This window comes from Pseudomonas sp. No.21 (genome assembly GCF_054558415.1).
Map to the genome: position 1 here is coordinate 199,652 of NZ_BAAJNO010000011.1, position 21,045 is coordinate 220,696.

20 protein-coding genes and 3 tRNA genes are annotated in these 21,045 nt (G+C 68.1%); 19 read left to right on the forward strand and 4 right to left on the reverse strand.

All coding sequences use genetic code 11. From position 1 onward, the window contains the following. Window positions 1-2: 2 nt before the first annotated feature. Window positions 3-644, reverse strand: a complete 642-nt coding sequence (locus tag ACYJSS_RS23170) for a type II secretion system protein N (protein ID WP_236205371.1) — start codon at window positions 642-644, stop codon at window positions 3-5. Window positions 645-900: 256 nt separating this feature from the next. Here ACYJSS_RS23170 and gspE point away from each other — a divergent pair, with 256 nt between their 5' ends. The 12 genes from gspE (at window position 901) to ACYJSS_RS23230 (ending at window position 8,894) form a co-directional block, all read left to right on the forward strand. Continuing rightward, window positions 901-2,388, forward strand: coding sequence for a type II secretion system ATPase GspE (gene gspE / locus ACYJSS_RS23175; protein WP_111259416.1), 1,488 nt, complete (start codon window positions 901-903; stop codon window positions 2,386-2,388). Further along, a complete protein-coding gene (gene xcpS / locus ACYJSS_RS23180; RefSeq protein ID WP_236205370.1) occupies window positions 2,389-3,606 on the forward strand; it encodes a GspF family T2SS innner membrane protein variant XcpS in 1,218 nt (405 codons plus the stop codon). Window positions 3,607-3,655: 49 nt separating this feature from the next. Beyond that, window positions 3,656-4,042: a type II secretion system major pseudopilin GspG gene (gspG, locus tag ACYJSS_RS23185; protein WP_021218561.1), complete on the forward strand. Its 387-nt coding sequence runs from the start codon at window positions 3,656-3,658 to the stop codon at window positions 4,040-4,042. After that, window positions 4,042-4,617: a type II secretion system minor pseudopilin GspH gene (gene gspH, locus ACYJSS_RS23190; RefSeq protein ID WP_111259414.1), complete on the forward strand. Its 576-nt coding sequence runs from the start codon at window positions 4,042-4,044 to the stop codon at window positions 4,615-4,617. The genes gspG and gspH overlap by 1 nt, the downstream gene beginning before the upstream one ends. Then, window positions 4,614-5,003 carry a type II secretion system minor pseudopilin GspI gene (gspI, locus tag ACYJSS_RS23195; RefSeq protein WP_111259413.1) on the forward strand — a complete coding sequence of 130 codons (390 nt, stop codon included), beginning with the start codon at window positions 4,614-4,616 and terminating at the stop codon, window positions 5,001-5,003. Before gspH ends, gspI begins: the two co-directional genes overlap by 4 nt. Then, a complete protein-coding gene (gene gspJ / locus ACYJSS_RS23200) occupies window positions 5,000-5,692 on the forward strand; it encodes a type II secretion system minor pseudopilin GspJ (RefSeq protein ID WP_236205369.1) in 693 nt (230 codons plus the stop codon). Before gspI ends, gspJ begins: the two co-directional genes overlap by 4 nt. After that, window positions 5,689-6,663 carry a type II secretion system minor pseudopilin GspK gene (gene gspK / locus ACYJSS_RS23205; protein ID WP_236205368.1) on the forward strand — a complete coding sequence of 325 codons (975 nt, stop codon included), beginning with the start codon at window positions 5,689-5,691 and terminating at the stop codon, window positions 6,661-6,663. The genes gspJ and gspK overlap by 4 nt, the downstream gene beginning before the upstream one ends. Further along, on the forward strand, window positions 6,660-7,802 hold the full coding sequence (gene gspL / locus ACYJSS_RS23210) for a type II secretion system protein GspL (RefSeq protein ID WP_236205367.1): 1,143 nt from the start codon (window positions 6,660-6,662) through the stop codon (window positions 7,800-7,802). Before gspK ends, gspL begins: the two co-directional genes overlap by 4 nt. After that, entirely contained in the window at window positions 7,799-8,323 is a 525-nt protein-coding gene (locus tag ACYJSS_RS23215; RefSeq protein ID WP_111259409.1) for a type II secretion system protein M, read from the forward strand. Before gspL ends, ACYJSS_RS23215 begins: the two co-directional genes overlap by 4 nt. 203 nt (window positions 8,324-8,526) lie before the next feature. Then, a tRNA-Val gene (locus ACYJSS_RS23220) sits at window positions 8,527-8,602 on the forward strand. Window positions 8,603-8,637: 35 nt separating this feature from the next. After that, window positions 8,638-8,714 (forward strand) — tRNA-Asp (locus tag ACYJSS_RS23225). Between the two features lie 103 nt (window positions 8,715-8,817). Next, window positions 8,818-8,894 (forward strand) — tRNA-Asp (locus ACYJSS_RS23230). Between the two features lie 279 nt (window positions 8,895-9,173). Here the strand turns inward: ACYJSS_RS23230 and ACYJSS_RS23235 are convergent. Then, window positions 9,174-10,211, reverse strand: coding sequence for an AraC family transcriptional regulator (locus ACYJSS_RS23235; protein WP_111259408.1), 1,038 nt, complete (start codon window positions 10,209-10,211; stop codon window positions 9,174-9,176). Continuing rightward, window positions 10,208-11,338, reverse strand: coding sequence for a carbon-nitrogen hydrolase family protein (locus tag ACYJSS_RS23240; protein ID WP_111259407.1), 1,131 nt, complete (start codon window positions 11,336-11,338; stop codon window positions 10,208-10,210). Before ACYJSS_RS23240 ends, ACYJSS_RS23235 begins: the two co-directional genes overlap by 4 nt. Before the next feature lie 203 nt (window positions 11,339-11,541). On the opposite strand from ACYJSS_RS23240, the gene ACYJSS_RS23245 reads away from it, so the two are divergent. The 5 genes from ACYJSS_RS23245 (at window position 11,542) to ACYJSS_RS23265 (ending at window position 17,952) form a co-directional block, all read left to right on the forward strand. Then, window positions 11,542-13,578 (forward strand): NADPH-dependent 2,4-dienoyl-CoA reductase, encoded by a 2,037-nt coding sequence (locus ACYJSS_RS23245; RefSeq protein ID WP_111259406.1) that lies wholly within the window; start codon window positions 11,542-11,544, stop codon window positions 13,576-13,578. A 211-nt stretch (window positions 13,579-13,789) separates the two neighbouring features. Next, a complete protein-coding gene (locus ACYJSS_RS23250; RefSeq protein ID WP_111259405.1) occupies window positions 13,790-14,221 on the forward strand; it encodes a nuclear transport factor 2 family protein in 432 nt (143 codons plus the stop codon). 212 nt (window positions 14,222-14,433) lie between these two features. Next, window positions 14,434-15,804 (forward strand): chromosome partitioning protein ParA, encoded by a 1,371-nt coding sequence (locus tag ACYJSS_RS23255; RefSeq protein ID WP_111259404.1) that lies wholly within the window; start codon window positions 14,434-14,436, stop codon window positions 15,802-15,804. 65 nt (window positions 15,805-15,869) lie between these two features. Then, window positions 15,870-16,841, forward strand: a complete 972-nt coding sequence (locus ACYJSS_RS23260; protein WP_111259403.1) for a 1-aminocyclopropane-1-carboxylate deaminase/D-cysteine desulfhydrase — start codon at window positions 15,870-15,872, stop codon at window positions 16,839-16,841. Between the two features lie 4 nt (window positions 16,842-16,845). After that, complete coding sequence (locus tag ACYJSS_RS23265) at window positions 16,846-17,952, forward strand: cyclic nucleotide-binding domain-containing protein (RefSeq protein ID WP_236205365.1); 1,107 nt, start codon at window positions 16,846-16,848, stop codon at window positions 17,950-17,952. Between the two features lie 183 nt (window positions 17,953-18,135). Here ACYJSS_RS23265 and ACYJSS_RS23270 read toward each other — a convergent pair whose 3' ends face one another. Next, the gene (locus ACYJSS_RS23270) at window positions 18,136-19,080 is read right to left on the reverse strand and encodes a DUF1853 family protein (protein WP_111259401.1); all 945 of its coding nucleotides are present in this window, start codon (window positions 19,078-19,080) and stop codon (window positions 18,136-18,138) included. A gap of 93 nt (window positions 19,081-19,173) precedes the next feature. Here ACYJSS_RS23270 and ACYJSS_RS23275 point away from each other — a divergent pair, with 93 nt between their 5' ends. Together ACYJSS_RS23275 and ACYJSS_RS23280 are read left to right on the forward strand one after the other, a co-directional pair. After that, a complete protein-coding gene (locus ACYJSS_RS23275; RefSeq protein WP_111259400.1) occupies window positions 19,174-20,061 on the forward strand; it encodes an NAD(+) kinase in 888 nt (295 codons plus the stop codon). Continuing rightward, entirely contained in the window at window positions 20,061-21,035 is a 975-nt protein-coding gene (locus tag ACYJSS_RS23280) for a metallophosphoesterase (RefSeq protein WP_111259399.1), read from the forward strand. The genes ACYJSS_RS23275 and ACYJSS_RS23280 overlap by 1 nt, the downstream gene beginning before the upstream one ends. Window positions 21,036-21,045 lie beyond the last annotated feature (10 nt).

A 21,045-nucleotide genomic window follows, 5' to 3' on the forward strand; every position in this document is an offset into this window, starting at 1 on the left:
ATTCATTCGCTTTCCGGGGGCTGTTCGGGCGGTAAGTCCGGCGGCAGGCCACCGGATTCTTCCATCTGTTTTCTCAGTGCTTCCATGCGTTCGCGCAGCTCGGCGGCGTTCTCCTCCTGGAGGCCGCCAAGGTCGTTCACAGCATCGTTCGCCGGCTCCGCCTCCATGGCGGGCGATCCGGGGGCGGCCAGGCGCGCCCGGGGGAATGTCAGGGTTTCGAGGCGGCCGCCACGGTCGATCTCCACACGGTCGCGGTAGACGGCGTGCAGCTTCACGCCGGGGCTGAGCTCATCGCCGCTGTGCAGGCGCCGGGGCTTTTCGCCCTCGGTGCGGATGATCACGCTGGAGCGCGCCGGGTCGGCATTGATGAAGCTGCCCAGCAGGGTCAGGCGCAGGTTGGTCGCCGGTGGCGGCGCATCGCTCTGCACGCGGCTCGGGCCGAACAGGGGTTCGAGGCGTTCCAGGCTGGCTGGAACCACGGCCTCGAGGGTGGGGTCACTGCTGGTGACGGGTGAATTGCGGAGCAAGCGTATCCAGTCGGCGGATTGCCAGGCGAGGCTCAGGCTCATGGCGATCACCAGGCCCGCGCCCAGCAGCGCAGGCGAATGCTGTTGCAGCCAGTGTCGAGCACCAGGTGTGGGCAAGTTGGGGGTTCTCCGCGAGTCGTTCTTGGTTTTCTGGATCGGCGAAAGTGCTGAATCATAGCAGTACGACGCAATCACGCTACAACTCGCTGGCACGTGTGTCGTGGAGGTCGATGTGCTAAGAATATTCCAGATTTTTTACGGGTTTGCGTGCGCGCCCGATCACAACGACAAGAGAAATGGCAGGGATTGCCGCACAACCGTCAGGCAGTGTTGTGATAATTGCCCCAGGTGATTTCATGAAGGCATTACACGGATGAACCCCTCTTCGATCGAGGCGCCGCTGCGGCGCCTGCCGTTCGGCTTCGCCAAGCGCCACGGCGTCTTCCTGCAGGATGGCGTCGAGCCCTGCCTGGCCCATCGCCAAGGTGCCGAGCTGGTCGCCCTGGCCGAGGCCCGGCGCTTCGTCGGTCGCTCGCTGCCGTTGCGCCCGCTGCCCGCCGAAACCTTCGACCAGGCCCTGGCCCAGGCCTACCAGCACGACTCCTCCGCCACCATGCAGCTCGCCGAAGACCTCGGCGGCAGCCTCGACCTGGCCGCGCTCGCCGAGCAGATGCCGGAGACCACCGACCTGATGGAGCAGGAGGACGACGCGCCGATCATCCGCCTGATCAACGCCATCCTCGGCGAGGCGATACGCGAGAACGCCTCGGACATCCACCTGGAGACCTTCGAGAAGCGCCTCGTGGTGAGGTTCCGTGTCGACGGCATCCTGCGCGAGGTGCTCGAACCCAAGCGTGAACTGGCGGCGCTGCTGGTGTCGCGGATCAAGGTCATGGCCAAGCTGGACATCGCCGAGAAGCGCGTCCCGCAGGACGGCCGCATCTCCCTGCGCGTGGCCGGGCGCGAGGTGGACATCCGCGTCTCCACGCTGCCCTCGGCCAACGGCGAGCGCGTGGTGCTGCGCCTGCTGGACAAGCAGGCCGGGCGCCTCACCCTGCAGCACCTGGGCATGAGCGCGCGCGACCGCGAACTGATGGAGGCCACGGTGCGCAAGCCCCACGGCATCCTGCTGGTCACCGGGCCCACCGGCTCGGGCAAGACCACCACGCTGTACGCCAGCCTGGTGACCCTCAATGACCGCACGCGCAACATCCTCACGGTCGAGGACCCGATCGAGTATCACCTCGAAGGCATCGGCCAGACCCAGGTCAACGCCAAGGTCGACATGACCTTCGCCCGTGGCCTGCGCGCCATCCTGCGCCAGGACCCGGACGTGGTGATGGTCGGCGAGATCCGTGACCACGAGACCGCCGAGATCGCCGTGCAGGCCTCGCTCACCGGCCACCTGGTGCTCTCCACCCTGCACACCAACAGCGCCATCGGCGCCATCACCCGCCTGGTGGACATGGGCGTCGAGCCCTTCCTGCTGTCGTCCTCCCTGCTCGGCGTGCTCGCCCAGCGCCTGGTGCGCGTGCTCTGCAATCACTGCAAGGCGCCCTACAGCGCCGACGCCGCCGAATGCGCGCTGCTGGGCATCGACCCGGCGCAGCCGCCGACCCTCTACCACGCCCGTGGCTGCGCCGAATGCCACCAGCAGGGCTATCGCGGGCGTACCGGCATCTACGAACTGGTGGTCTTCGACGACCACATGCGCACCCTCATCCACAACGCCGCTGCAGAGCAGGAAATGACCCGCCATGCACGCCGCTTCGGTCCCAGCATCCGTGACGACGGCAAGCGCAAGGTGCTCGAAGGCGTGACCACGGTGGAAGAAGTGCTGCGCGTGACCCAGGAAGAATAAATGGCCGCCTTCGAATACCTCGCTCTGGATGCCCGCGGGCGCCCGCAAAAGGGTGTGCTCGAGGCCGACAGTGCCCGCCAGGTGCGCCAGCTGTTGCGGGAGAAGCAGCTGGCCCCCCTGGAGGTGAAGGCCACCCGCACCCGCGAGCAGGCCGCCAGTGGCGGTCGCTTCGGTTTCACCCGTGGCCTGTCCGCCCGCGACCTGGCGCTGGTGACCCGGCAACTGGCGACCCTGGTGCAGGCTGCGCTGCCCATCGAGGAAGCGCTGCGCGCCGCTGCCGCCCAGTCCACCTCGCCGCGCATCCAGTCGATGCTGCTGGCGGTACGCGCACGCGTGCTGGAGGGCCACAGCCTGGCCGGCAGCCTGCGCGAATTCCCCGCCGCGTTCCCCGAGCTGTACCGCGCCACGGTCGCGGCCGGTGAGCACGCCGGCCACCTCGGCCCGGTGCTGGAGCAACTGGCCGACTACACCGAGCAACGCCAGCAGTCGCGGCAGAAGATCCAGCTGGCGCTGCTCTACCCGGTGATCCTGATGTGCGCTTCGCTGGGCATCGTCTCCTTCCTCCTGGGCTACGTGGTCCCGGACGTGGTGCGCGTGTTCATCGATTCCGGGCAGACCCTGCCGCTGCTGACCCGGGGCCTCATCGCCCTCAGCGACCTGGTCAAGCACTGGGGCTGGCTGGTGGCGCTGGCGCTCATCGCGGCATTCGTCGGTGCGCGCCTGGCGCTGCGCGAGGAGGCGGTGCGTGCCCGCTGGCATGGCCTGGTATTGCGCATTCCGCTGGTGGGCGGGCTGGTGCGCGCCACCGACACCGCGCGCTTCGCCTCCACCCTGGCGATCCTCACCCAGAGCGGCGTGCCGCTGGTGGAGGCGCTGGGCATCGGTGCCGAGGTCATCGCCAACCGGGTGATCCGCGCCGATGTGGTGCTGGCGGCGCAGAAGGTCCGCGAAGGCGGCAGCCTGACCCGCGCGCTGGAAGCCAGCGGCCAGTTTCCGCCGATGATGCTGCACATGATCGCCAGCGGCGAACGCTCGGGCGAGCTGGACCAGATGCTGGCGCGTACCGCGCGCAACCAGGAAAGCGACCTCGGCGCGCAGATCGCGTTGCTGGTCGGGCTGTTCGAGCCCTTCATGCTGGTGTTCATGGGCGCGGTGGTGCTGGTCATCGTCCTCGCCATCCTCCTGCCGATCCTTTCTCTCAACCAACTCGTGGGGTAATCGCGTGAAACTGCGCCGCAAACAGTCGGGCTTTACGCTCATTGAAATCATGGTGGTGGTGGTCATCCTCGGCATTCTCGCCGCGCTGGTGGTGCCCCAGGTGATGAACCGCCCGGACCAGGCCAAGGTCACCGTCGCCAAGGGCGACATCAAGGCCATCGGCGCCGCGCTGGACATGTACAAGCTCGACAACTTCGCCTACCCCAGCACCCAGCAGGGCCTGGAGGCGCTGGTGAAGAAGCCCAGCGGCAACCCGCAGCCGAAGAACTGGAACAAGGACGGCTACCTCAAGCGCCTGCCGGTCGATGCCTGGGGCAACCCCTACCAGTACCTGGCACCCGGCACCAAGGGGCCCTACGACCTGTACTCCTTCGGCGCCGACGGCAAGGAAGGCGGCACCGATGCCGACGCCGATATCGGTAACTGGGAAAACTGATGCACCCACGGCCGCGCTGCCCAGGCTGCCCGCCCGCCACGGGGCAGGGCGGCTTCACCCTGATCGAGTTGCTGGTGGTCCTGGTGATCATCGGCTGCCTGGTCGGGCTGGCGGTGCTCAGCACCGGCGTGGCCGGCCCCTCCCGTGAACTGAACAACGAAGCCGAGCGCCTGGCCGGGCTGATCGGCGTGCTGGTGGACGAAGCCGTGCTCGACAACCGCGAGTACGGCCTGCGCCTGGAGGGCGACGGCTACCGCGTGCTGCGCTTCGACGAGGCGAAGGCGCGCTGGCAGGAAGTGGGGGATGAAACCCACAAGCTGCCGGCCTGGGCCGAGCTGAAGTTCGAACTCGAAGGCGCCGCGCTGGCGTTGCCCGGGCCGGTGGCGGACGAGGAGGAGAAACCCAAGGACCAGCCCCGGACGCCGCAGTTGCTGATCCTCTCCAGCGGTGAGCTCAGCCCGTTCCGCCTGGAACTGGGCGAGCGGCGCAAGGACGGCCTGCGCCTGCAGATGAGCAGCGACGGCTTCCGCCTGCCCAGGGTCGAGGCGATGCCGGGCAAGGGGAGGGCGGGATGAGCACCCAGCGCGGCTTCACCCTGCTCGAAGTGCTGGTGGCCCTGGCCATCTTCGCCGTGGTCGCCGCGTCCGTTCTGGCCACCAGCGCGCGCAGCCTGCAGAACGCCGCGCGCCTGGAGGACAAGACCCTGGCGATGTGGATCGCCGACAACCGCCTCACCGAGATGCAGCTGGCCGCCACGCCGCCGGGGGACGGGCGCGACCAGGGCGAGCTGGATTTCGCCGGGCGCCGCTGGGAGTGGCAGAGCCAGGTCGAGGCGACCTCAGACCCGGCCCTGCGCCGCGCCACGCTCTGGGTGGCCCAGCGCAACGACCGGGGCCCCCGGGGCAAGCTGGAGGAGCGTGCCGCCGCGCGCCTGGTCGGCTTCATCGAGACCCGCCAATGAAGCGCTCCGCCGGTTTCACCCTGCTGGAACTGCTGATCGCCATCGCCATCTTCGCGCTGCTGGCACTGGGCACCTACCGCATGCTCGACAGCGTGCTCGCCAGCGACCGGGCCACCCGCGCCCAGGAACAGCAGCTGCGGGAGCTGGTGCGTGCAATGGCCGCCATCGAGCGTGACCTGCAGCAGGTCAATCCACGCCCCGTGCGCGATGCCTACGGTGAGTGGCGCGGGGCGCTGGTGGGCGAGAGCGGCGACAACGATGCCATCGAACTGAGCCGTGGCGGTTGGCGCAATCCGCTTGGCGCCCCGCGTTCTCGGCTGCAGCGGGTGCGTTGGCAACTGTCCGGGGAGAAGCTCGAGCGCCGCTACTGGACGGTGCTCGACCAGGCCCAGGACAGCCAGCCGCAGGTGCAGCAGGCGCTGGACGGCGTGACCCGCCTCAAGCTGCGCTACCTCGACAAGTCCGATAACTGGGTGGAGGTCTGGCCGGCCGACGGCGAGACCGGCGACAAGAGCCTGGAGAAGCTGCCCCGGGCCATCGAACTGACCCTCGAACACCGCCGCTACGGCGAGTTGCGCCGCGTGCTGCGCTTGGTGGACGAGCCGCCGGAGCGCAAGCCCCAGGTCCCCGACAACGGCGGTGGCGATGACGGCGGCGACGTACCGCCCGACGACGGTGGTGCGCCATGACGCGGCAGCGTGGCATGGCCATGATCACGGTGCTGCTGGTGGTGGCGGTGGTGACCGTCGTCTGTGCCGGCATGATCGCGCGGCAACAACTGGCGATCCGTTCCAGCGCCAACCAGTTGCACGCGCGCCAGGCCCTGCACTATGCGCTGGGCGGCGAAGCGCTTGCCCGTGGCATGCTGCAGCGCGACCTGCGTGCCGGCGACCCGCGCACCCCGGTGGACCACCTCGGCGAAGCCTGGGCACGACCGCTGAACAATTTCCCGCTGGATGACGGCGGCGAGCTGCTGGTGCGCATCGAGGACGCCACCTCGCGCTTCAACCTCAACGCCCTGGTGCGCCAGGGGCGGGTCAACGAGCAGTCGTTGCAGCAGTTCCGTCGCCTCCTGCTGCGCCTGCAGATCGAGGCGCCCTATGCGGAGCGCCTGGTGGACTGGCTCGACAAGGACCAGGAGCCCACCGGGGCCAATGGCGCCGAAGACAACGAATACCTGCTGAGCCAGCCGCCCTACCGGGCAGCCAACCGTGCCATGGTCGACGTCTCCGAGCTGCGCCTGCTGGCGGGCATGACCGAGGCGGACTATCGTCGCCTGCTGCCCTACGTCAGTGCGCTGCCGGACGACGCCACGCTCAACGTCAACACCGCTGGCGCGATGGTGCTTTCCAGCCTGGCCGACAGCCTCACGCCCAGCGTGGGGGAGGCGCTGGTGGCGGCCCGGGGCAAGGCCGGCTTCCAGACCCTGGACGCCTTCCTCGGGCAGTCGGCACTGGCCGGCATGGGGTTGCAGGCGCAGGGCCTGGCGGTGGGCAGCGAATATTTCCGGGTGACCAGCGAAGTGCATCTGGGCGGACGACGCCAGGTACTGGTCAGCACCCTGCAGCGCAGCAATGACGGCCGCGTGCGGGTGCTTTCCCGCGACATGGGGCAGGGCGGATTGCCGCCGGCCCTTCTCAAGGAAAAGGACGAAGAATGAAGCAGGCAAGTATTTTCCTGCCGGCGGCGGCGGTCACGCGCGTCGAAGGCGAGCTGGAGGTCTGGCTGGTGCAGGGGGGTGACGCCCGGCAACTGCCATTCGCGGCGGCGGTGACGGCGCTCTCCGGTGACTGGCGCCTGGTATTGCCGGTGGAGGCGGTGACTGCCTGCGCCGCGCGCCTGCCCACGCAGAAGGCGCGCTGGCTGCGCCAGGCGCTGCCTTTCGCGGTGGAGGAGTTGCTGGCCGAAGACGTCGACAGCCTGCACCTGGCCCTTGGCGGCGGCCTGCCGGATGGCCTGCACCGCATCTTCGCGGTGCGCCGCACCTGGCTGAGCGCCTGGATCGACCTGGCAGCGGAGCTGGGCTCGGTACCCACCAGCCTGCAGGTGGACGCCGACCTGCTGCCCGATGAAGGCACCCAGCTGTGCTGGCTGGATGGTCGCTGGCTGCTGGGTGGCGAGCAGAGCGCGCGTATCGCCCTGCTGGACGAGGACTGGCCGCACCTGCGCGATGCCTGCGTGCTGCCGTTGCAGGGGCATGCGCCCCAGGCACGGCAGGTGCTCGACGGCATCGAGCACTGGCAGGAGCACGCGCAGCCGCACCTCTGGCTCGCCGGACGTTCGGGCAGCGAACTGGCCCAGGCGGAGTTCGAGGTGCGCCAGGAACATCGCCACCAACGCTTCCTGCGGCCGCTGCTGGGGCTGGTCGGACTCTGGGTGGTGCTGCAATGGGGGTTCTACCTGGCCCAGGGCTGGCATTTGCGGCACGAGGGCGATCGCTATGCAGCGGCCAACGAGGCGCTGTACCGCGAGCTGTTTCCCCAGGACAGCAAGCTGGTCAACCTGCGTGCGCAGTTAGACCAGCACCTGGCAGCCAGCTCGGTGTCGGGACAGGGCCGCTTGCTCGGCATGCTCGACCAGGCAGCCGAGGCGCTGCTGGCGGAGGGGGCCCAGGTGCGCGTGCAGCAACTGGATTTCAGCGACACCCGGGGTGACCTGGCGATGCAGGTGCAGGCCCCTGGCTTCGACGCCCTGGAGCGTTTGCGCGAGCGGCTGATCGCCGCCGGGCTGGCCGTGCAGCTGGGCTCGGCCAGCCGCGAAGGCAATGCGGTGAGCGCACGACTGGTGATCGGAGGATGAGCATGGCCATGGTTTTCAAGGACAGGGTGCAGGCGCAATGGCAGGCATCGGCGCTGGCCGGGCGCTGGAAGGCGCTGCCACCCCGTGATCGCCTGGCGCTGATGTCGCTGGGCGGCTTCCTGTTGCTGGTATTGCTCTACCTGGCGCTTTGGCGCCCGGCTCAGCAGGGTGTTGTCAGTGCCCGCGAGTATTTCGAGCAGCAGCGTGCGCTGCATGCCTATATGCAGCAGCAGGCACCGCGAGCCCGCTCCATCCAGGAAACGCCGCAGGCCAGCGTCGAACCGGAGCGCCTGCAGGGGCTGGTCACCGCCAGTGCCGCCGAGCAGGGGCTGTCGGTCGAACGCATGGACAGCGACGCTCCGGGGCAGGTGCAGGTCAGCCTGCAGCCCACCAGCTTCGCTCGCCTGCTGCGCTGGTTCGCCGGCCTCCAAGCCCAGGGCGTGCGCATCGAGGAGGCCGGCCTCGACCGCGCGGATGAAGGACAGGTGACGGCGCGTCTGACCTTGCGCGTCGGTGGCTGAATGCACCTTCCTGTGGCCGGAGGCACCGTCGTGCACCGGCCTGGGGATCGCCGGTGGTGATCGGTGATCGCTGCGACGCACCGTTTTACCCTGGGCGGGCGCTGCCATCGACGGTGTGGAAAAAACGATTCCGAGAAAAAACTTCAAGCAGGGTGTTGACTTAGGTGGGGCCTCTGCGTAAATTGCGCGCCTCGCAAGGCGATGGGTGATTAGCTCAGCCGGGAGAGCATCTGCCTTACAAGCAGAGGGTCGGCGGTTCGATCCCGTCATCACCCACCATCCCTTGTGAATTCGGACGAAAGTCCGGCCGACGCGCAGCGGTAGTTCAGTCGGTTAGAATACCGGCCTGTCACGCCGGGGGTCGCGGGTTCGAGTCCCGTCCGCTGCGCCATATTTCCCATGCCAGGTTCTGCCGGGCATGAGGTGACGAGAAGCTCGAAACTCTCATCGCCAGACGAAGCAAAGGTTCCACCGGACGAAAGTCCAACCGACGCGCAGCGGTAGTTCAGTCGGTTAGAATACCGGCCTGTCACGCCGGGGGTCGCGGGTTCGAGTCCCGTCCGCTGCGCCATATAAAGGAAAGCCCTCAGGTAGAAATACCTGGGGGCTTTTTCTTTGTCTCGAAAAAATGCAACTCGCAGGGTTCGGCACCGATCGACTTCGCGGGGCATTGTCCTGGGTTAATTTTTCGGTCACCCGCACTCGTTACCCTTTTGGCACGGTCCTTGTTTCATTCAGGGAGCGACAGAACGGGAGAGTGATGATGGATGAGTATCAGGAAGAAATTCTCGACTTCCACGCCAGCGAGCAGGACGGGGTGGAGCCGGCGGACGATGCCACCGAGATGTGATCAGCCCGCCTGGCGCTGGGCGCGGCGGAACTCACCGGGGGTGCTGCCGCTCCAGCGCTTGAATGCGCGCTGGAAGGCTTCGGCCGAAGCGAAGCCCAGCAGGTAGGCGATTTCCCCGAAGGCCAGTTCGGTGTCGCGGATATAGGCCATGGCCAGGTCCCGCCGGGTGTCGTTGAGGATGCTGCGGAACTGCGTGCCTTCCTCCGCCAGCTTGCGTCGCAGGGTCCAGGTCGGCAGTTGCAGGCGCGCGGCCACCTCCTCCAGGTCCGGCTCGCGGCCGTGCAGCAGGGGCCCCAGCAACTGGGTGATGCGTTCGCGCAGGCTGCGGGTGCGGGTGCGTTGCTCCAGTTCCTGCTCGCACAGCTCCAGCAACTGTCGCCAGGTGCTGGGGCAGTGCTCGCGTCCGCGCAGGGCGAGGGTCGGCTGGGACAGGCGCAACTGGTTGGCGCCGGCAGCGAACTCCACGGGGCAGCCGAACAGTTCCGAGTAGCGCTCGGCGTAGTCGGGGGCGGGAAACTCGATCTCCACCCTCTCCACCGCCAGCGGTTCGCCCACCAGCATGCCGAACTGGCAGGCCCAGCTGGCCAGCACCGAATCCACCACGAAGCGGTTGTAGGCGTTGTACGGGCTGATGGAATAAAAGCGCAACCAGGCACCGTCGGTGTCCTCGTGGAAGCTCGACTGGCCCCGGTAGTTGTGGGCGTACAGCGGCTCGAAGCGGATCAGCGTGCGAGCCGCCTCGCGCACGTTGGGCGCCTGCATCGCGGTGACGCCGGTGAGGCCGACCTGGCTCAGCCGGCTGATGCGCCCCATGCGCAGGCCCAGCGCCGGGTCGCCGATCAGTTGCATCGCGGCGTGGCCCAGGCGCATGTAGCGGGGGATCGACAGACGCCCGCGCGGTTCGGCCAGGCGGGCGGCGTCCAGCCCGTACTGGGCGAGCAGGGGGGCCGGATCCCGGCCGGCGTCGCGCACCGCCTCGGCGAGGTTCTGCACGAAGCCCACCGAGAGGTCGCCCAGGCGTACCCGTGTCGGTTTCATAGCCAGATGTTCAGCAGCTTCGCGCCGCGACCGGCCTCGGCGATGTGGATGCCGTTGGCATCGGCGGCGAGGCCGGGGCCGTCGCTGCCCAGGTCCCACAACTGGCCGCGGAGGAAGACCGTCATGCCGGCGCGGGCGCCGCTGCCCGGCAGGCGCCCGGCCTGGGCCAGGCGCTGCCAGGCTTCGCCTTCGCTGAGTGCGCCGGCCTGCAGGCTCACGTCATCGGGCGTCGGCGCGCCTTTTTCGCCGTTCCAGGGCTTGCTCCAGCTGCCGTTGCCGGTGAGGAAGGCCGGCACTGCCAGCAACTCGAGGCCCTGTTCGTGCAGCGCCGCGTAGCCTTCGGGGGACCAGCTGTCGGCGCAGATCAGCACGCCCAGCCGCCCGGCCGGGGTGTCGACCACCTGGAGCTGGTCGATTCCTGCGGCGGCGGTGAAGCCCTGTTCGTCACGGATCGGGAAGAGCTTGCGCTGGGGCTGGCCGACGGGCCTGCCGTGGCGGTCGAACACCAGGCTAACGTTGTACAGCGGCCCGCTCTCGGCCAGCAGTCTGCCCCCTTCGACGCGCGGCGCTGGGAGCAGGATGGAGCCCGCCACCAGGGTGATGCCGAACTCCCGGGCGAGGCCGCCGAACAGGGCCTGGTAGTCGCCGGCCATGCGCGTCGCCTTCATGCGCAATAGGGCATCGACCAGGCGTTGCTCGCCTTCGGCCGCGACGAGCGCGCGGGCGAGCCTCATCGGGTTGGCGGCGGCCAGCCAGAGCATGGCGTCATCCAGGGTGTGGGCGCTGTAGACCTGGTCCTTCTCGCCGGCGGCCACCAGCCAGGTGCCGATGTGCTCGGGCAGCACGACGACGGTGCGCTCGTTGAGCAGGCCTTCGTCCCGGGCCTTCTCCAGGTAGGCCGCAAGCTTCAGGCGCAGGCGCTCCACGCTCTGGTAGTCGGCGGCGAAGAGTTCGGGCTGGATGCCCAGCAGGTTGCCGCGCCCGCCGGGCTGGCCGAGGTTGAGGGCCACCTCGCTGCGCAGGTCGGAGAGGTAATGGCCGACGGGGCGCTTGTCGGTCCAGATCGCGTAGCTGGCCAGCACGCCGGCGAACAGGGCGGAGGCCAGGACAATCAGCAGTTTGCGCATGGGATTGGGTGTCGATGGATGTGCCGGTCAGGGTAGGGGAGCGCGTTGTGCTTGCCAAGTCGCGCTGTGCGTTTGGATCAATAACTTGTCACTTTCGATCATTGAGCGCGCCCGGCTGGCTGACTATCGTCTGCCCCATAAACCGACCGTGGCCCACGACGCTGCGGCATCCCGTGAATGCAACGCCCGCTGTGGAGACATCCATGACCGCTTCCGCCTACCCGAACCTGCTCGCGCCCCTGGACCTGGGCTTCACCACCCTGCGCAACCGCACCCTGATGGGCTCCATGCACACCGGCCTGGAAGAGAAGCCCAATGGCTTCGAGCGCATGGCCGCCTATTTCGCCGAGCGTGCCCGTGGCGGCGTCGGCCTGATGGTGACCGGCGGCATCGGCCCGAACGACGAGGGCGGCGTGTACTCCGGCGCCGCCAAGCTGACCACCGTGGAAGAGGCCGAGAAGCACCGCATCGTCACCCAGGCGGTGCACGAGGCGGGCGGCAAGATCTGCATGCAGATCCTCCATGCCGGGCGTTATGCCTACAGCCCCAAATCCGTCGCACCGTCCGCCATCCAGGCGCCGATCAACCCGTTCAAGCCGCGCGAACTGGACGAGGAAGGCATCGAGAAGCAGATCCAGGACTTCGTGAACTGCTCCGTGCTGGCGCAGAAGGCCGAATACGACGGCGTCGAGATCATGGGTTCCGAGGGTTACTTCATCAACCAGTTCCTCGCCGCCCACACCAACCAGCGCACCGACCGCTGGGGTGGCAGCTACGAGAACCGCATGCGCCTGCCGGTGGAGATCGTCCGCCGCGTGCGCGAGGCCGTGGGCCCGAACTTCATCATCATCTACCGCCTGTCGATGCTCGACCTGGTGGAAGGCGGCAGCACCTGGGACGAGATCGTCCTCCTGGCCAAGGCCATCGAGGCGGCCGGCGCCACCCTCATCAACACCGGCATCGGCTGGCACGAGGCGCGCATCCCCACCATCGCCACCAAGGTGCCGCGCGCGGCCTTCACCAAGGTCACCGCCAAGCTCAAGGGCGAGGTGTCGATCCCGCTGATCACCACCAACCGCATCAACACCCCGGAAGTGGCCGAGCAGGTGCTGGCCGAAGGCGACGCCGACATGGTCTCCATGGCCCGTCCCTTCCTCGCCGACCCGGACTTCGTCAACAAGGCCGCCGAAGGCCGCAGCGACGAGATCAACACCTGCATCGGCTGCAACCAGGCCTGCCTGGACCACACCTTCGGCGGCAAGCTGACCAGCTGCCTGGTCAACCCGCGTGCCTGCCACGAGACCGAGCTGAACTACATCCCCACCACCCAGGTGAAGAAGATCGCCGTGGTCGGCGCAGGCCCGGCCGGCCTCGCGGCTGCTACCGTCGCCGCCGAGCGTGGCCACCAGGTGACCCTGTTCGATGCCGCCGCCGAGATCGGTGGCCAGTTCAACGTCGCCAAGCGCGTGCCGGGCAAGGAAGAGTTCTACGAGACCCTGCGCTACTTCAAGCGCAAGCTGGAGACCACCGGCGTCGACGTTCGCCTGAACACCCGCGTCGGCGTCGACGACCTGGCCCAGGGTGGCTACGACGAGATCCTCCTCGCCACCGGCATCGCCCCGCGCACCCCGGAGATCCCCGGTGTCGACAACCCCAAGGTGATCAGCTACCTGGACGCCATCCTGCAGCGCAAGCCGGTCGGCCAGAAGGTCGCGGTGATCGGTGCCGGCGGCATCGGTTTCGACGTGTCCGAATTCATCACCCACGAAGGCGAGGCCACCAGCCAGAACCGCGATGCGTTCTGGAAGGAGTGGGGCATCGACGGTGATCTCGAGGCCCGTGGCGGCATCGCCGGGATCAAGGCCCAGCCGCACCCGGCGGCGCGCGAGGTGTTCCTGCTGCAGCGCAAGAAGACCAAGGTCGGCGACGGCCTGGGCAAGACCACCGGCTGGATCCACCGCACCGGCCTGAAGAACAAGAACGTGCAGATGCTCAACTCGGTCGAGTACCTGAAGATCGACGACGCCGGCCTGCACATCCGCATCGCCGAGGGCGAGCCGCAGGTGCTTCCGGTGGACACCGTGGTCATCTGCGCCGGCCAGGACCCGCTGCGCGAGCTGCACGACGGCCTGGTCGCCGCCGGCCAGACGGTGCACCTGATCGGCGGTGCCGACGTGGCCGCCGAGCTGGACGCCAAGCGCGCGATCAACCAGGGCTCGCGCCTCGCCGCCGAACTCTGATGAAAAGACGCCCCGCCTCGTGCGGGGCGTTCTCTTTAAGGGCATCTCTGAAAAACGTAGGCGAGGTCGTCAGCGCAAGGCAAAAACAGGCGAAAAAGCGCAGTTTACGCACGGTAAATGAGCATTTTGAGCGTGTTTTTAACGCAGCGATGACAACGCAGGTAGTTTTTTGAGGTGCCCTTTATAGGCTGATAAAAACAAGGAATAGCCGATGTCCCTCGACGCCCGATTGACCCCTGCCGTGGCTGCCAGCCTGCAGCGCTGGCACCACTTGATCGCCAGCCAGGACCTGAGCCAGCTGCCCGAGCTGCTGCACCCCGAAGCAGTGTTCCGCTCGCCCATGGCGCACACGCCCTACCCGGGCGCGCAGGCGGTCAACCTGATCCTCAACACCGTGATCCAGGTGTTCAAGGACTTCGCCTACCACCGCGAACTGGCCAGCGCCGACGGCCTGAGCGTGGTGCTGGAATTCAGCGCACGGGTCGGTGAACGCGAACTGAAGGGGATCGACATGATCCGCTTCGACGAAGCGGGCCGGATCGTCGATTTCGAGGTCATGATCCGCCCGATGAGCGGCCTTGCCGCCCTCGGCGAGGAGATGGGGCGTCGCCTGGCGCCCTACCTGGCGACGATGAAAAGCTGAAAGTCTCCAACCCCATCACATTTTCACTGTGCACCCGGTCCGCTACCTGATGGGGGCGGGTCGAGTGCCAACCCAGTCACATTGCCCGTTGCACTTTTTCCCCTAGACTCCGTGAATCAGGATGTACGCCTGTCTCCCAGGCGTAGCTCCACCGACAGGAATGTCACCCGTCCCGCCCCAGGGACTCACCGCGTTGGCCTAGAGGGAAACCGATGAGCATGCAGAACAAGCCGCAGATGGTTGAAGCCGTGCTGTTCTTCAATGAGCGTGGCATCTGCAAGGAAATGCTCTTCCCCGAGTTCGAAGCGATGCTCGATGGCGTGGTGAACATGCCCGAGTTCGCCGACGAGCAGATGCGCCTGGCGTATGTGCTGATCAACCCCCGCCTGCTGGTGCGTTCGCTGGTCTTCTTCTATCTGGATTTCGACGAGAAGGGCCAGGCCGACACCGGCTGGAACATGCCCCTGCGCCACCTGGCCGAGCGCGCCGGTCGCGGTCCCGACCTGGGCGCCGGGCCGATCCGCCTGGCCTGCCGCAGCCAGTGCCCGGTCTCCTGGCACCAGATGCACATGTGGGACCCGAACCTGGCCCCGGGCAACAACGACCTCGCCCTGGTCCGCGACACCGTCAAGCGCAATGGCCTGGGCCTGATGGTCGAGGACGACCTGCCCCAGGCGGTCGAGCCGGAGCGGCTGCAGATGGCTCCGGAAGACAAGTGGTACGCACCGCCGGATGCCAGCGCCGAAGTGGCCGAGCAACTGGCGCAGAAGCTGGAGCAGGAACACCGCCTGAAGACCGCGCAGCTGATCAAGCAGCAACGCCTGCGCATCGCCAGCCTCGGCCAGCAGAACGAAGAGGCCCTGGCCAAGTACCGCCTGGCTGCCGAAGAGCAGATCCGAGGCCTGCAAGGCCAGATCCAGGCGTTGCAGCAGAACGTGCGCCAGCAGGAAGAACTCAACGCCGATCTCAAGCGCCAGCTGCTCACCCAGACCGAAGGCTTCCAGAAGTCCCGCGAGGAGATGAGCCAGCAGCTGCGTGCGCTGGAGCGCCACGGTCGCACCGAGGTGGACATCCTGCGCTCGCAGTTCGAAAGCGAGATGCAGGCCAAGATCGCCGCCGCGGTGATGGACTACAAGGAGCAGATCGCCATCCGTGATGTCGAGCTGGCCTACCGCAACGAGCTCGATGCCCAATTGCAGCAGGAGATCGACCGTCTCAAGCAGGAGCGTGAGCAACTGGTCAACCAGGGCGGCGACCAGATCCTCGAGCGCCTGGCCCGACTCGGCGTGGTTTTCGTCGTCTATCACCCGGGCGCCGGGCACCTCACCATCCCGCTGCAGGACGTCGCCCGCTACCAGGACAACCCGTTGGCCTATGCGGCCTCCAAGTGCTTCGTCTCCGAGGCCCAGTACCGCCAGTGGCTGGCCCACTACCAGCAGCCCACCTGCGAAGCGGCGCTGCCCAGCGGCGAGCGCTGCTCGATGCCCATCGACCGGGTGGACTCGCCCAGCCGCTTCGTCGCCGGTGATTCCAACTGCTGCGCCCGGCACAAGGCCAGCAGCCGCCTGCGTACCGTCAGCTGAGATCGCAGCGGCATCGCCGCTGCCGTATCCTGCCGCCCTTCGTCGCCCGGTTGCCGGAACCCGCCTTGCCCCTTCGATTGCCCGACTGGACACCCAGCGCCAGCCTCGACCCCGTCCATCTCGATTGGCTCGACCGCGCGTCGGTGAGCCTCGCCCTGTTGCGCCTGGAGCGCATCGACCCGCTGGTGAGCGGCAACAAGTGGTTCAAGCTGGCGCCTCACCTGGCGCGTGCCGCGGCCCTTGGGGCGGAAGGCGTGATCAGCCTCGGCGGCGCCCATTCCAACCACCTGCACGCCCTGGCGGCGGCGGGGTGTCGCTTCGGTTTCCCCTGTGTCGGTCTGCTGCGCGGCGAGCCCGTGGAGACGCCGACGGTGAGTGACCTGCGCGAGCTGGGCATGGCGTTGCACTGGCTCGGCTACGGCGGCTACCGCGCCCGCCACCTGCCGGGCTTCTGGGAGCCCTGGGCCGCGCGCTATCCGGGCTTCCTCCAGGTGCCGGAGGGCGGTGGTGGCCTTGTCGGCGCCCAGGGCTGCGCCCCGCTGGTGGCGATGATCCAGGAACAGCTCCCTCGCCTTGGCTGGGACGACTACGACGCGCTCTGGCTGGCGGCCGGTACCGGCACCACCCTGGCCGGGCTGGTGCTGGGAGAGGGCGGCCGTCATCCGGTGTTCGGCGCCCTGGCGGTGTCTCCCGACCATGGTGTCGCCCAGCAGGTGAGTGCAGTGCTGGCCGAAGCCGGCGCCGAGGATGCCGGCTATCGGTTGCTGGATGCCAGCCGAGGCGGCTTCGCCCGTGTCGATGCGGCGCTGGCGCAGGAGTTGTTCGACTTCGAGGCCCGCACGGGAATCGAACTCGACCCGCTCTATACCGCCAAGGCGTTAATAGCGTTGCGCCAGCACGTGGAGGCCGGTTACCTTGCCGCCGGCAGTCGCGTGATCATGCTGCACACCGGGGGCTTGCAAGGCCGCCGAGCCATGTTGCCGCGCCTGCAGCGACTGGCTGGCTACACTGCCACTTCAGCTGAAGCCTCAAGGTGATGGGATGACCGAACCGCTCAATCCGGACCAACTGCGCAGCCTGACGCCGCTCAATGCTCTGTCCGAGCAGCAGTGGCGTGAATTGCGCAGCCAGCTGGTACCGCAGCCGCTGCTTGCCGGCCAGGCGCTGTTCCGCCGTGGCGACCAGGCGCGGCTGACCTACTACCTGCTGGCCGGTGAGCTGCAACTGCGCGACGCCGACGGTGCGGAGCAGCGCCTGGTGGCCGGCAGCGAAGCCAGCTGTCACCCGCTGTCACCCAGCCTGCCGCGCCTGCAGGAGGCCCTGGCACTGACTGAAGTCAGCGTGCTGGCCATCGACAGCGCCACCCTGGCGCGGCTCATCACCTGGCGTTCCGCCTATCAGGACCTGCTCCTGCAACTGGACCCGGACGGCGACCAGGAGTGGCTGGAACACCTGCTGGAAAACCCGCTCTTCGCCAAGGTGCCGCCGGCCAACGTGCAGGAGATGGTGAAGCGCCTGCAACGCGTCGAGCTGCCCGCTGGCAGCGAGGTGCTGCGCGAAGGCGAGGCGGGGGACTGCTGCTATTTCCTGCAGTCCGGCCGCGCCGAGGTGATCCGCGGCGCCGGCAGCGATCACCAGGTGCTCGCCGAACTCGAAGTGGGGGCCTGTTTCGGCGAGGAGGCGCTGCTGTCCGATCGTCCGCGCAACGCCACCGTCACCCTGCTCGAGGATGGCGTCGTGCTGCGCCTGGACCGCCAGGACTTCTTCGCCCTGCTCAAGGCCCCGGTGGTGGATGAGGTCTCCCTCGGCGAGGCCTCGCGCCTGCTGGCCGCCGGCGCCCAGTGGCTGGATGTCCGCCTGCAGGACGAATACGAACGCGCCCACGCCCCCGAAGCGCTGAACATGCCGCTGCACCTGCTGCGCCTGAAGGCGCGCCTGCTCGACCGCGAGAAGGCCTACCTGTGCTACTGCGACAGCGGCAAGCGCAGCGCCAGCGCGGTGTTCCTCCTCTCCCAGCTGGGCTTCAAGGCCTATGCCCTGCGCGACGGCCTGGATGCACTGCCCGCCATACAGCGTGACGCACTGCTTTGCGAGGACGGCGCCGGCTACCTGGCCCGCTCCGGCGGGCGGGTCGAGCGCAGCCGCTAGCGCCACGCCCCATCGCGAATGAATTCGCGCCGGCAGGGGGCATTCGTAGGACGGGTGAAACCCGCGGGTTCCGAGCCGAGAGCCGTCGGGTTGCACCCGACCTACAGGCGCTGGCGTCAAAGGGGGGCATAACTCCGCTTCAGGCTTCAGGCTTCAAGCTTCAGTCTTTCCAGCTTCCAGCTCTCAGCCCCCCACCGTCTGCGGCCAGCGATCGCTGACCAGGAACACCCGCTCGCGCTCCTCCCAGCATTCCCCGTCCCGTTCCAGCCTCACCAGCATCCGCGCGGGGGCGTCGAGGGGCAGTGCCTGCAGCCAGTGCTCCAGGCGCTCGCGGGGCCACAGGTCGTCCCGTACGCAGCGCGACGGGGCGAGCCATGAATGGCGTTCCAGGGGTTGCCAGGCGGCAGCGGGCGCCAGGGCGAGGAAATCCGCGATCTCGCTGCGCCGCAGCCAGCGTCCGCGCAGGTGCTCGCCATTGGCGCCCAGGGGCGCGGTGCAGTCGCCCGGCCAGGGGTAGAAGAGGTAGCCGCCCAGCCAGAGTTCGGCGCTGGCCGGCCAGGCACCCAGCGCTTCCAGCAGCGGGCGGCATTCCGGGTTGGAGGAGAGCGGCAACTGGTGTTGGGCGAGGTGTTCCAGCTTGAGGTCGAGGCGGTCCAGGCTGCCCGGGCCGAGCCATTGCGAGGCGTCCTCGCCCTGGCCGTGGCGCGGGCCGAGGTAGAGCTTGATGGCGAGTTCCAGGTGATGCACGCCCTCGTCGTCGTGGAGCAGCAGGTCCAGCTCGCCGAGGGTCTGCCCGGCCACCCGCACCGGCAGGTTGGCGCCCAGCAGGCGGATGCCCGGTGCGCGCTCCAGGGCGAACTGCCAGAGGCGCTCGTAATAGAGGCCGAGTCGCCTGCTGGAGCCCTGGCTCAGCCAGTGCTCCAGTTCGGCGGGGGCAGCGTCCTGCTGCTCCAGCCAGGCCGCCAGGCGCGCCGGCTCGGCGGCCCATCCGCTGGCGCTGAGCGGGTGGCGCTGGCGCCAGGGGGCATGGGCCAGCAACGGCTGGGACAGCAGCACCCAGGCCAGGTCGCGCACGGCGTTATGGCGCAGATGGCGGGGCAGGGCGGCGAGGGCGGCGAAGGGATGCATGCTGCGAGCATAGTCGAGCCTGGTTTGCCGCTGTCACGGGCTTTCGCCCATAATCCGGGCATTCCTCCCGTTGCAGAGCCCTGCTGGAGCCCCATGGAGCAATTCCGCAATATCGGCATCATCGGTCGCCTGGGCAGCCCCCACGTGCTCGACACCATTCGCCGCCTGAAACGATTCCTGCTGGACCGCCACCTGCATGTGATCCTCGAAGACACCATCGCCGAAGTCCTGCCGGGCCACGGCCTGCAGACGTCTTCGCGGAAGATCCTCGGCGAGGTCTGCGACCTGGTCATCGTGGTCGGCGGTGACGGCAGCATGCTCGGTGCCGCCCGCGCGCTGGCGCGCCACAACGTGCCGGTGCTGGGCATCAACCGGGGCAGCCTGGGTTTTCTCACCGACATCAAGCCGGACGAGCTGGAAACCAAGGTCGCCGAGGTGCTCGACGGCCAGTACCTGGTGGAGAGCCGTTTCCTGCTGGAGGCCGAAGTGCGCCGCCACGGCGAGGCCATCGGCCAGGGCGACGCGCTCAACGACGTGGTGCTGCACCCCGGCAAGTCGACCAAGATGATCGAGTTCGAGCTGCACATCGACGGCCAGTTCGTCTGCAGCCAGAAGGCTGACGGCCTGATCGTCGCCACGCCCACCGGCTCCACGGCCTATGCGCTGTCCGCCGGCGGCCCGATCATGCACCCCAAGCTGGACGCCATCGGCGTGGTGCCGATGTACCCGCACACCCTGTCCAGCCGGCCGATCGTTGTCGACAGCAACAGCGAGCTGAAGATAGTGGTGTCCCCTGACATGCAGATCTACCCGCTGGTTTCCTGTGATGGCCAGAACCACTTCACCTGTGCCCCCGGCGACACCATCACGGTGGCGAAGAAGCCGCAGAAGCTGCGCCTGATCCATCCGCTGGACCACAACTACTACGAGGTCTGCCGCACCAAGCTGGGCTGGGGCAGCCGCCTGGGTGGTGGCGACTGATGAAACTCGACGCCGTGCGCGGCTACGACCTGATCGGCGACGTCCATGGCTGCGCGCGCACCCTGGAGCGCCTGCTCGATCGCCTCGGTTACCGCAAGCACGGCGATGTCTGGCAGCACCCCCGGCGCATGGCGCTGTTCCTCGGCGACATCATCGACCGGGGCCCGCGCATCCGCGAGGCGCTGCACCTGGTCCACGCCATGGTCGAGGCCGGCCAGGCGCGTTGCATCATGGGCAACCACGAGTTCAACGCCATCGGCTGGAACACCCCGGCGCCGCCCGGCAGCGGGCGCCAGTTCGTCCATGAGCACACGCCGCGCCATGCGCGCCTGCTCAAGGAGACCCTGGAGCAGTTCGAGGGCCATCCGGGCGACTGGCACGACTTCCTCGGCTGGTTCCAAGAGTTGCCGCTGTTCATCGACGGCGGTCACTTCCGCATGGTCCATGCCTGCTGGGACAGCGAGCTGATCGAGCCGCTGCGTGCCCAGCATCCTGACGGGCGGGTCGACGAGGCGTTCATCCAGGCCGCCGCCGAGCGTGGCAGCTTCGCCTTCCGCGTATTCAACCGCCTGCTGCGCGGCACCGACATGCCGCTGCCCAGCGGCATGACCCTGACCGGCAGCGACGGCTTCACCCGCTCGGTGTTCCGCACCAAGTTCTGGGAGGAAGACCCGCAGACCTACGGCGACGTGGTCTTCCAGCCCGATGCGCTGCCCGAGCAGGTGGCCCGGCAACCCTTGTCGGCAGCGCAGAAGTCCGCGCTGCTGAGCTATGGCGCCGACGAGCCGCTGCTGTTCGTCGGCCACTACTGGCGGCGGGGCCGCCCGGCACCGATCCGCCCCAATCTCGCCTGCCTCGACTACAGCGCGGTGATGTACGGCAAGCTGGTGGCCTACCGGCTGGACGCCGAAACCCGGCTGGACCCGGACAAATTCGTCTGGGTCGAGGTGGAGCGCCCGGAAACGCCGCACTGAGCGGCGTCCG